Origin of the sequence: Bifidobacterium sp. UTCIF-39, assembly GCF_006408715.1 — a bacterium.
In the GTDB taxonomy this organism is placed as follows: Bacteria; Actinomycetota; Actinomycetes; order Actinomycetales; family Bifidobacteriaceae; genus Galliscardovia; species Galliscardovia tissieri.
In genome coordinates this window covers 1-9,737 of the sequence record NZ_JEOG01000038.1, presented here as the reverse complement: position 1 = coordinate 9,737, position 9,737 = coordinate 1, and the positions used below count along the sequence as shown (strand labels likewise).

The window sequence follows — 9,737 nt, the reverse complement described above, 5'->3', positions numbered from 1 at the left end:
AGATAGTGGGGTTATATGTGTGCGTCTGGTGGTCTAGTCGTTGGCGGGCCATTCGCGGTCCGGGTGGGAGCCTGCCATCCGCCCCATGCCGCCGTATCGGAAGCGCCGACGTCACCTTCAACCGGCGTCGGCATATATACGATCCTCAACCGTTGCCACCGTAACCGGGGAAATGCTCATCGGACGCACGTGCATGTCGAACAAGCACCAAGGAGAAGCTTCCGTGCTCATATGACGCACGTATGTGTCCGATAAGTATGGAGGACGGGGCACGATGCTCATCGGACGCACGCATACGGCAAACAAACACTAGGGAAGACGTCCCGTGCTCATCGGACGCACGCCTATGTCGAACAGGCATCGGATGGCCACGGATCGTAGTCCTCAATGTGTGTCCGGGAGTGGATGCCCCCGAAAAGCCGCACAACCGTTGTCCCGCAAGACCTCACGGCCTGTTCCAGACACACATTCCGGCCGACCTCGCGTTCCCCCGCCCATACAAACTCGGACAAGGAAAACACCTACTGCTCCATAGGAAAAACAAGCCAAAACAGACACACATTCCGGCCCGATGACCCGTCAGCGGAGATGCCTCATCGGGAAACCAGATCACGCCGATTGAAAACGAGATAGGTCGTCGTGAATCCGGCGATCACGATCAGCGCGGCCAGAATGGCGAACGGCACCGGCACATGGCCGTTGATCACCTCATCCGGCGTGACGTAGCGGAACGGTGACAGGATCCGGGCCACAACCGAGGCGTCGTGATCGGCGAACATGTCATACACGACACCGGCGCCATAGGCCACGATCACCGAACCATTGCCCACGGCCGCGCCGCGCGACGGCACGGAACTCGCCAGCGATACGCACGCGCCGATCGCGCCGAACACCAGCATCATCACGAACAGCCACAGCGAGAACCGCCAGATCACTGCGGCACCATCGTCAAGCCCGTGCTCAGCCCCGGCGGAACCATCACCCAACATCGGCAAACACGCCAACGACGACACCAGATTCACCGCAGCAAACACGATCGCATCGATCAACGCGGCCACGAACTTCGCCGTCAGAATCGTCGATCGGGACACGGGACGGACGAACAGAAACTCGTATGTGCCGTCCACCATCTCCCGCAGCACCGCATTGCGCGCGAGCGCCACCGCATATACTGCCGCCATGATGCCGACGTAGAACTCGAGCACCGCGTAGTATCCGGCGAACGTGGACATGTCCAGTCCGGAGATGCCCATAACGGCGAGCGCAACCTTCGGAAACGCTTCGGTGAGCTGGCGTACGGCTTCGGTGTTGCCGGCGGCTATGCCTTCGAATTTCATCATGCCGGCGATGTTGAACAGTATGATCGTCAGGCTCCACACCAGCAGGGGTTTGATGTTGGCCCGCAGCTCGCGGATAATCATCGCGATCATGGCGGTGAGTCCGGTGGCGCTGGCACTGACGCTGGCGGTATTGGAAGTGTTGACGGTATTGGTGGCCATGTCGATCACAACCCTTCCACGTCGCCGCGCGCGTATGCGATGGCGCTTGCCGTCAGACAGGCCAGGGCCACCACCGCCGCGAGGATCAGATATCCGGCTTCGTAGTGGCCGTGGTTCATCGCCTCGTCGATGTTGAACCATGTGAACGGGGCCACGATGCGGTATGCGTCCTCGCCGGTCATTTCCGGCAGTGAGACCAGCATGAACGCGAGCACGCCGTACGCCGTGGCGATGCCGGATACGCTGCGGATTCGTCGGAGCAGCACCGCGGTCAGCGCGCCGAAGGACAGGAAGACGATGCCTACGCCGAACAGCGATGCGGCGGCAAGCAACAGGCGGGGGAGCGGAATGGCGATTGCGGTGGGATCGTCGCGGTACCGGCCGTAGGAGAACGCCACGGTGAGGAGGAAGGCCGCGCCCGCACCGGCGATCAGCGTGCATCCCGCCGCGAGCTTGGACAGATACAGGCTGATTCTGGGCGTTGGCATGACGAAGAGGAAATCAATGGTTTTCGATCGTTTCTCCCGGCCGAATATGGCCAGGCCCCATGCGCAGGACATGATGGCCATGATCAGCATGAAGTACAGCGAACTGAATCGGTAGAATCCGCCGAAGGAGAATATGTTGTCGTTCACGCCGAACAATGCGGCGAACTGCGGCGGGAATCCGTCGATCACTTTCTCGACGTCCGCTTTGGAATCCCGGTAGATCGGATAGGCGCCGACGAGGAACAGCAGCGCCGTGCCGATCAGTATGACCGTACCGGCGAGGAAGACGCGCAGCTGGGATTTCAGTTCGAATCCGTAGACGTTGATGTTCATCGTGCCGTCGCCTTCGATTGGGCGGAATCCGACTGCACGGAAGCGGAGCCTGATTCCGGTGTCTGGTAATAGTGCATGAACACTTCCTCCAGCGTCGGTTCGGCGATCTCCACGTCCGTGAGGGTCATGCCGGCGAGCGCGGATATCAGCGTATTGCAGTCGCCTTCGTACAGCAGCGACGCCGTGGAGAGCCTGTCGGCGGTGTGTTTGGCAACGTTACGTCCGGCAACGTCGCGCCCGGCGACATCATGATCGGTGCCATCACGATCGTCGATATCATGCCCATCGATGCTGAGCGAACGGACGCCGGGAACGGTGAGGAATGCATGCGTGACTTCCTCGATATCGGTTCTGAGGAATTCCACCGTTACGCGCTTGACCGCGGATCGCCGCAGATCGGCCACCGACTGCGTGGCGATAATGCGACCCTCGCGGATGATGGCCACGCGATCGCAGATGCGCTGCACTTCGGACAGGATGTGCGAGGAGAACAGTATCGTCGCTCCTCGGCTGCGTTCCTCGAGCATGAGATCGAAGAAGACGCGTTGCACCAGCGGGTCGAGTCCGCTGGTGGGTTCGTCGAGGATGATGAGGCTGGGCGAGTGCATGAGCCCTTGCACGATGCCGACTTTTTTGCGGTTGCCGAGCGACATGTCCTCGACCTTCTGGTCGAGGTTCAGATTGAGTTTCGCCGCAAGTTCGCGGATGCGTGCCGTGCAGTCGACGCGGTAGAAGCTCGCTGCGTAGGACAGCAGATCGCGGGCGCGCATGCCGTCGTAGTAGAACACTTCGCTGGGTAGGTATCCGACCTGTTGCAGAATGCGGGTGCGGTCTTTTTCGCAATCCCAGCCGAAGATGGATGCTTCGCCGCTGGTCTTGTGGATCAGTCCCAGCAGCGTGCGGATGGTGGTGGATTTGCCGGCGCCGTTGGGGCCGATGAATCCGAAGATCTCGCCCGGCAGCACCGTCAGGTTCACGTCTTCGATGCCGCGTGCCTTGCCGTAGCGTTTGGTCAGGTGGCTGGTGGAGATCGCCGGTGCTTGAAGACCGGATGATTTCGATGTGGGGGACAGGCCCGGCTGAGACGACCGGGCCGGCGTGCCGTTCGGCGTTCCGCCGGACGTTCCGCCAGCCACGGCATCGGTTGTTGTTGCGTCGTCGCGTATCGCGGTCATCATGCTCTCCCCGGATGCGGATGCCCCGTTCCCCATCCGGGAACATGATAAATACGTCATGCTCTGGCTGTCATATCGTCCTTACGGTATCCATATGCCAGTCAGGGCACCGATAAAGCCATTACGCAGGAATGACGATGTTCGCCACGGTCATGGCGATCAGGCCCAGCACTGCGGTCGTGGCCAGACACAGGCCTGCCAGACGGGCGTTGCCGAGCACACGGTCGGTGAACAGCGTGGAGAACACGCCCACCGGTGCGAAGCACACGAAGATCACGGCCTTGCGGATCTCGGGATCCACCGGCAGGATGAACCAGGCCGCCACGGAGAAGATGAACGCGAACGCCCACCTCCATGCGACCACGGTCGCCACCGACTTGACCTCCTTGGTGCCGTGCGGCAGATCCATGAGCATGCCCACCATGAACATGGAGCAGAATGCGTTGGCGTTCGAAAGCGGCTGCAGCACCGTGCCCACCCAGTGGGGGATGCTGAATCCCACGACCATGAACAGCAGCATGAGCATGTAGGTCATGAATGCGGCGGAAGAGTAGAAGTTGCGGGCGATGCGGCGGAAGCTCGCCCACCGCTGCAGGCGTCGGGCGTCCTTGTCCATGATCTTGCGCGGCGGACGCGGGCCGAGTGGCTGGGACTGCTCCTCCGGCGTGAGCGGCTGCGTGTCGTCGATGCGCAGCAGCTGCGTGGTCACCGCGTTCATACCGGCCGACATCATCACGGAATTACCGATATCGAACATGATCACGGCGATGGCGGGACCGGGGCCCATCAACGCCAGCACCACCGGCAGTGCGAAGCAACCGATGTTGTAGCCCGATCCGTTGAGCATGTAGAACGCGCGATTGCCCAGCGGAGTTTTGCCGGTGACCGCGTAAATGGTGAGGATCGGGATGACGGATGCGCAGAAGCCGAACAGCGCCACCCACAGCAGTCGCATATCGTGCTCGTTGTTGATGAACGATGCCACCACCGCGGCCGGCAGCAGCAGGTTGAACACGATCTTCTGCATGACCTTGTAGTCGTCGGATTTCACCCAGCCGATGCGTTTGAACGCATATCCGAGCAGGATGATGCATAGAAACACCACCGGCTCAACGATCTTCTCCATAGCGCCTCCCACGGCCTGCGCACAGTTCGCCGTTCTCGTGTCGTCTGCTGTTTTCGTTGTTTGCGTCTGTGGACGGCATCCCGTCGCCCGTGATCTTCCCGGTCTTTCGCCACAATTGCGAACTCGACAGGCAGCATCCAGACAGTAATACGGTATACCGATACACCACCGGACGCATATCGGTAACCACTTTTTTCCATAATCGGAGACGCCGCCGCGCATGACATACATGGCATGGTCACGGATTCATCCGCGCGACACACGCCGCATGACACACGCAGCGCGCCGTTTCATACGACATCACATAATCGCCACGTTTTGCCCAGAAAAGTCCAAGGATTTGACATCCTTGCCCCAAGAGTCATGCGGTTATATAAGAACTGTCAACGGAAACAACCGCTGATCAGGTTCCACTCGGAACCCGATAACTGAACCCCTCTTCTCTCTTCCTCTCTCTACCCCGGCGCCCAACCCGCCGGGGTTCTCTTTTTCACCGGGCTCGAATTCCGGATTCAATCATTGCGCCGGAACGCTCGACATGCCTATCCCGCCCATCCCGCCTATCCCGCGTTCGGTAGGCAGATATCACCTCATGCTGAGGTCTAATCACGCCTCACTAGGCAGATGCGAAAACAGCCCGACCTCGTACCCCATTGAAGCTGAATGGGTTTTGCCGCAAAAGCTCCCTACAACAACCCAGCGAAGCGTAGTAAGATGCCCGCAAAGCCCGAAATCAACCTAGCGAAGCGTAGTTAGCCCGTCTGAGCTCGAGATATAAACCCATCGGGGGAGGACAGAGACGGCACCACCTACCGATGCGCACGCACGCGGACCTCGCGGACGCGCTGCAAGGCGCCATGCGCAGTACCGGCACCCTGACCGCGCACGCCAAACACGGCGATCAACACCATGCCCACGCACAACAGGCCGCTGATGCGCAGTACCCACTGGATGCCGAAGATGCTGGATGCGATGGCGACGTCCGCTCCACCACCAAGGGCGGCCTTGCGGGCGGCGGCCATGGTCTCCATAAGGATGACCAGCACCGGGGCGCCCATGGCACCGGCGATCTGACGTGCGGTGTTCGTCACGGATGATCCGGCCGACACGTCCTCCGGGGCAAGACAATTGAGCGACCACGTGGTCACGGGCATGAGCACAAAGCCCATGCCGATCTGACGGGTGAACTGGCAGATCGACACCCACCAGATCCACGAATGCATGGAGATCAGACTCATGGCGAATGTGCCAAGCGTCAGGATCACGCTACCGCTGATCACAACGGGCCGGGCACCGAACCGGTCGAGCGCCTTGCCGCCGAAGAACTGCGTGATGGCCATGCCGATCGCGCCGGGCATCATGATCAGGCCACTGAGCGTGGCCGAATATCCGCGATCGTTCTGGATATACAACGGCATGATCACCATGATCGAGCTGAACGCGAAGAACGCGATCGACGCGATGATGGTGCCGACCATGAACCCGCGGTTCGTCAGCACCCGCAGATTGAGCAGTGGCTTGTCACGACGCAGCTGTCGGGTAACGAACCAGATGATGCCAAGCACGCCGATCGTCATGGGCAGCCAGGTCATCGGATGGGTGATGGGGAAGGATTCGATGTTCGTGAAGCCGAACATGAGTCCGCCGAATCCGAAGATCGACAGCATCACCGAGAAGAAGTCAGCCTTGACCGACGGGTCATGCGCACCGAAGTTATGCAGCCATACCGCCGACGCGATCAGGCACAGCACGCCGACCACGGTAAGGGTGAGGAAGATGGAACGCCAACCGCCCATATCGGTCTGCCAGCCGCCCAGTGTGGGGCCGAGCGCCGGCGCCACACTCATCGCCAGACCCACGGTGCCCATGGCCATGCCTCGCCGGGACAGCGGGTAGATGGAGAACACGGTGATCTGCAGCACCGGCCACATCACACCGGTACCAATGGCCTCGAGCATGCGGCCCACCAGCAGCAGAATGAACGATGGCGCAACCCAGGCGAGCGCGGATCCGATCGTGAACACGAGCATCGAGGTAATGACGATCTGTCGCGTGGAGAATCGCTTGGTCATGAATGCGGTGAGCGGCACCATCACGCCCATGACGAGCTGGAACACCGAGGTGAGCCATTGCCCGGTGGTCACGCTCACGTGGAATTCGGTGACGATCGACGGCAGTGCGGAACTGAGCTGGAGCTGCGTGAAGTTACCGACGAACGTGATGAAGGTGAGGATCGCGAGTGATACGAACGCGGTATGGGTGAGATGCCCGTCGCGATAGGATTCCTCGCCGGTAAGGGTTCGTGAGACGTTGGAGTTCCGGCTCCCTCGCGGATTCGATCCCTTGCCGTTCTCACGATCCTTACCGTTCTCGCCGACCTTCACCGCCAGGCATTGCACATGATTGTCGTTGCCGCCCTGGCAATCTTTTGTATGACGTTGTTCCGTGGTCCGTTCGTTGTGTTCATCTGCCTGTTCATCACGTTCGTCAATGTCCATCGATGCCATATCTCACCCGTTTCCACTCAGCCTCAGTCCATCGCCGTACGGTGTACGGCGATATCCGTTGCCGTCACACGATGCGGGCATAGTGTCGGGGGTTGGATTGGATGGTGTTCGTCAGTGCCCTCGTGCCATTGTCGCGTACGGATCGGTTGCGTCGGTCACCTGTTTGACCGACGCAAGTACTCTACTCCTGTTCGGGACAAACACTCCGTTCGTTTCCGATTGTATCCGTCAGCGAACAATGGCGGACAATGCCGAACAATGGGCGGGCAGCGGCTTCCGCAAACTCACACGCGCTGGATGCGCACGGCCATATACTGTCTGCCGCCGAGGTCGGCGCGCACTGTGCCGGTGTAGGTGCCGGGCATGCGCTCGACGGTCATGTTCCACGTGTCGATCACGTCGACCGTGTACTCGCCGCCTGCAGGCAGATCGAATTCGCGGTAGAGCTGCTGATACCAGCCGAAGTACACGAGCTGCCATTCGGTGCCGGAACGGAGCACGGGCACATCCCAGAACTTCATGGCCTTTTCCATCGCGCCGTTGAGCGGCTGCGAGGCATCGACCGGATTCACGCTCCACACAGCGGACGGATCAGTGTTGGCGCCGAGCGGACTCGCGGCACGCGGTGCGGCCTCGAAGATACGCCTCATGAACGCGATGCGCTCGGGGGCTTCACCATGCAGTTTGCCGCCATGCGCCCACCAGATCTGGTCGCCCTTGTCGATGAACGTCTCGCCGTGCGTCACGGTGCCGCATCGCATCAGGCCCTCCCAGTAACGACGCATGAGTTCGGTGGCTGGTAGGCTGCCCCAGCCCCAGTAGATGTTGCCCTCGTAGCCGGGTTCGTCACACACTACGGGCTTGCCGTAGGCCTCACGCCAGTCGGCGATGCATTCGGTGGTGCGTGTGACGTCCACGCGCTGGATCGAGCAGTGCGTGCACCACGGTTCGTTGTAGTCGTAGACGGTCACGCAGTTGTGGATCGACCGCAGATGGTCGAACGCGTCGTTGGCCATGACCACGCGCGCGTATGTCCGCCAGTCCTCGAGGGATTTCTGCGGCATGAGATCGTATTCGTTGGCGAGCGACCACCATACATTGCGATACGCGCCGTAGCGTCGGGCCATGTAGGAGAGATACCGGATGTCGTCCTCGCGGCTCATCTTGGAAAAGCCCCACTGTTCCTTGTCGTACGGGTGCAGCAGGATGATGTCCGCTTCGATGCCGAGCGCACACAACTGTCCGATACGACGATCGAGGTTGGCGAACAGTTCCTCGTTGAACCGCGTGTGGTCGAAGCCGTGTTCCATGTCTCCTTCGTAGGCGAACACGTCGGGGTCGGCATTGTTGAAGTCGTAGAACTTGGGGAATACGCACATGCGGATCTTGTTGAACGGAGTCGCGGCGAGCGCGGCGACGGTGTCGTCCTGTACGTCCTGGCTTTGGCTGGTCCACGCATAGCAGGTGGTGCCGAAGGGCAGGTAGCGGATGCCGTCCTCGTAGCTGAACTGGAATCTGAGCTCGCCGCCGGCCGGATCGGCTTCGTATATGCCGGCACGGTGCACATCGGTGGCGCGCAACACGCGACCGTGGTTGTTGTCGCCGGCCGGATCGGCGATGAGTTCGCCGGCGATGGTATTCAGCGCGGGATCGGTGGAGTGGGTGACGTACCGCCATTCGCCTTCCTCGATCGGCATGAATCGGATGGAATACCGACCGTTGCCTCGATAGAATCCGCCGACGGCGACGGTTTCGCCGGTGGTCGCGCTGATAAAGTCGGCGGTGAGTTCCACGTCGACGTATGGATTGCCGTCGGATGTTCCGTCGAGGTTGATTTCAAACAGACCGTAGCGTTCGACGTGTGGGGTGTCGGTTGCGTCGGCATTGGACTGCGGGTTGACATGTACGACGGGGATCGGATCGACAATGGTTGCTGCAGTGGATGCGGCCTTGGCTTCGGTTGCTGCGGTCATGATGTCCTCCTGATGTTTGGACGGCGATCGATACCGACGTGCTGCGATGGACGTCGGATGGAGTCAAGTCTCGGCCCGATCAGTCGGGAGCCCAAGGGTGAGTAAGGCTTGTTGACGTGATGGGCGTAACGTAAGTCGTTTGACGAAACCGGAACGTTCTTCGCCAAACAACTTAAGTTACTACTTGGTAACTTAGTATGGGTTGTTGGTTTTGTCCAGTCGACGCGCCGGGGAGCGGGAGTGCTGGGTGGTGGTAGGAGCTTTCGCGGACGAGGTGGGCATACTGTTCCAGATACGCTCCGGGCCGCTCAGGCCGAGTCCTTACGATCTGGAACAGTATGCCCACCCCATCCGCTAAGCACACTAGGAAATATACCCAGCACTCAAGGACCGCATAGAGGGCAAAAAGGGACGAAGGTAAGAAGAAAGAATTCAACCAAGCCTCTAAGGCCGAGTCCTTACGATCGGGAACAGCAGGGCGTTGCATTTCATCAGGTTGGCGTTTCGGGTTTCATTACTGATCATCTAGGCTTCGGCTCGAGGTGGTTCATGTGCTCCTGTTCTGGGTATGACCGGACTCTTATTCTGGGTATAACCGGCGGCTCTGGGTATAACCGGGTAGGTTATAGGAAGAAA

6 protein-coding genes are annotated in these 9,737 nt (G+C 60.2%); all 6 read right to left on the bottom strand.

What is annotated here, in order from left to right; all coding sequences use genetic code 11:
* Positions 1–593 precede the first annotated feature (593 nt).
* The gene (locus EP30_RS10710; RefSeq protein ID WP_181160888.1) at positions 594–1,499 is read right to left on the bottom strand and encodes an ABC transporter permease subunit; all 906 of its coding nucleotides are present in this window, start codon (positions 1,497–1,499) and stop codon (positions 594–596) included.
* 5 nt (positions 1,500–1,504) lie between these two features.
* Positions 1,505–2,320, bottom strand: a complete 816-nt coding sequence (locus tag EP30_RS10705; RefSeq protein ID WP_140558640.1) for an ABC transporter permease subunit — start codon at positions 2,318–2,320, stop codon at positions 1,505–1,507.
* On the bottom strand, positions 2,317–3,498 hold the full coding sequence (locus tag EP30_RS10700) for an ABC transporter ATP-binding protein (protein WP_245819401.1): 1,182 nt from the start codon (positions 3,496–3,498) through the stop codon (positions 2,317–2,319). The genes EP30_RS10705 and EP30_RS10700 overlap by 4 nt, the downstream gene beginning before the upstream one ends.
* Before the next feature lie 118 nt (positions 3,499–3,616).
* Positions 3,617–4,621: an AEC family transporter gene (locus EP30_RS10695; protein ID WP_181160887.1), complete on the bottom strand. Its 1,005-nt coding sequence runs from the start codon at positions 4,619–4,621 to the stop codon at positions 3,617–3,619.
* An 809-nt stretch (positions 4,622–5,430) separates the two neighbouring features.
* A complete protein-coding gene (locus EP30_RS10690) occupies positions 5,431–7,128 on the bottom strand; it encodes an MDR family MFS transporter (protein WP_258185490.1) in 1,698 nt (565 codons plus the stop codon).
* Positions 7,129–7,412: 284 nt separating this feature from the next.
* Entirely contained in the window at positions 7,413–9,101 is a 1,689-nt protein-coding gene (locus EP30_RS10685; RefSeq protein WP_140558635.1) for a DUF5605 domain-containing protein, read from the bottom strand.
* Positions 9,102–9,737: the final 636 nt, after the last annotated feature.